Source organism: Oleiphilus sp. HI0132 (assembly GCF_001635845.1).
Window position 1 is genome coordinate 1 of the sequence record NZ_LWGJ01000318.1, and the last position, 1,739, is coordinate 1,739.

Genomic DNA, 1,739 nt, shown 5'->3' on the forward strand with positions numbered 1-1,739 from the left:
GAGTGCTGTCGTTGCCCACCCCAGAAAATACAATATGACCCTGACTAAGCTGCGCAATATGTTGGTAGAATTTAAAGCGCAGGGAGGCGAAGGCATTGAGGTAGTTACCTCAGGGCAGAAGCAAGGGGAAGTCGGGATGCTTAGTGATTTGTGTCAGCGAATGGGGTTGAAAGGTTCAATCGGTAGTGACTTTCATTCGCCTGAATATCGCTGGGCTGAACTTGGGCGTATTCCTTCATTGCCAAAAAGTGTTCTGCCGGTATGGCAGGAGTGGGAGGCTTTTCAGTCTCTCGAGCTACAGTAAGAAAAGAACAATTCAAAATTATTAAGATTCATAAGGGCTCAAGTGATTAGAGTCTATAAAAAAGATGGAGAGAGAAAATGACACTATGTCCAATCGCAATGGTTTCTGGTTGTAAGTCTTGCCCGGTATTTAAGGTATGTCCGGGTAAATCAATAATTGGTGACAGCAAAAAGGAAGAGCCGGCTAAGCCAGAAAAGGAAGGATCTAAGGAATCATAAATGTTATAAGTAGGGGCTGCTGTGCCTCGCAGAGGGGTAGCAGGGGGCGACTCTTGGCTATTCCTCCTACTTGGCGAAATGTTGAAACGAAATAATTGACCTTTTTCTATGAATAATCTCCCTTTCGGAAGGTATCGTTTACCTTCATGGTGTCAGGCTTTGCTCGGTATTTGTCACCAATTACCGGTCAATAACTGGTTTGCTAAGCGTCTAGCCTTTCTAATGCGAAAGCCTGTATTGATGCGCAAGCAATCACCTATCGATGTTCAGGTAGAAGGTTTAAAGTTCAGGTTGTTTCCCAAAGGAAACTTATCCGATAAGCGCTTATTAACTATGCCTGGCTTGCTCGATGGCCAGGAGCGACGTTTTTTGGCGTCCGTCTTGAGTGATGGGGCTACAGTTCTAGATGTAGGTGCGAATATCGGCGGTTATGGTTTGCTACTTGCGTGGGAGCGGAAAGACCTAAAGCTTGTTGCTGTAGAGGCGCACCCAGAGCTCGCTGCTCGCTTGCAGCGGCATGTCGAATTTAATCAGCTTCAATCTCGCTGTAAGTGTTTGCAGCTTGCGGCTAGCCCGCAAAACTCATTGGTTAAACTCTATCTCGATGAGGTGAACCAAGGTTGTAATTCTTTGTCGGAAGGGGTTGAGCACCCTGAGAGAGTCAGCACTTCAATTGATGTAAAGGGTTTGACTATTAGTGAGATTTTGGCGCTTGCTGATATTGACAAACTCGAGCTGCTTAAAATGGATATTGAAGGTTTCGAGTTTCCTGTGTTGGAAAGCTTCTTAAATCACGCAGAAGAAGCTGCCTGGCCCAAATACCTGCAGCTAGAGCAGCATAAAGATGCAGCACTAAGCCCAGCGGTTTCTATGGCGCTATCGAAGGGTTATATAAAGGTGCTGCAAACCCGAATGAATGTGATTCTTGAAAAGCGCTAAAGGATAGATACGCCTTCTTTAGCGAGCATGTCGATTAGCCTAATCAAAGGTAGTCCAATCAGTATGTTTGGATCTTTGCCCTCAATAGACTCAAATAACGATATGCCCAAGCCTTCCATTTTAAAGCCTCCCGCACAATCATAGGCTTGTTCGCGTTCTATATAATTGATTAGCTGCTGCTCATTTAGCTTACGAAATTTGGTGGCGTAGCTTTCAACAGCGCTTTGATATTTGCCGGTCTTCGTATTGAGCAGGCACAAGCCTGTATAAAAGTATGC

At 45.1% G+C, this 1,739-nt stretch carries 3 protein-coding genes and 1 pseudogene; 3 read left to right on the forward strand and 1 reads right to left on the reverse strand.

Annotation, left to right across the window (positions count from 1 at the left end):
* The 3 genes and pseudogenes from A3766_RS30300 to A3766_RS03850 all read left to right on the forward strand — a co-directional run.
* Positions 1–304, forward strand: a pseudogene (locus A3766_RS30300) (phosphatase); the annotation flags it as partial.
* 77 nt (positions 305–381) lie between these two features.
* The gene (locus tag A3766_RS30305) at positions 382–522 is read left to right on the forward strand and encodes a hypothetical protein (RefSeq protein ID WP_197469960.1); all 141 of its coding nucleotides are present in this window, start codon (positions 382–384) and stop codon (positions 520–522) included.
* 108 nt (positions 523–630) lie between these two features.
* Complete coding sequence (locus A3766_RS03850; RefSeq protein WP_082865233.1) at positions 631–1,461, forward strand: FkbM family methyltransferase; 831 nt, start codon at positions 631–633, stop codon at positions 1,459–1,461.
* On the opposite strand, the gene A3766_RS03855 is transcribed toward A3766_RS03850, so the two are convergent.
* Positions 1,458–1,739 (reverse strand): Maf family protein (locus A3766_RS03855; RefSeq protein ID WP_197479293.1); only part of this gene is annotated, 282 nt, incomplete at its 5' end. The two genes, A3766_RS03850 and A3766_RS03855, sit on opposite strands and share 4 nt — an antisense overlap.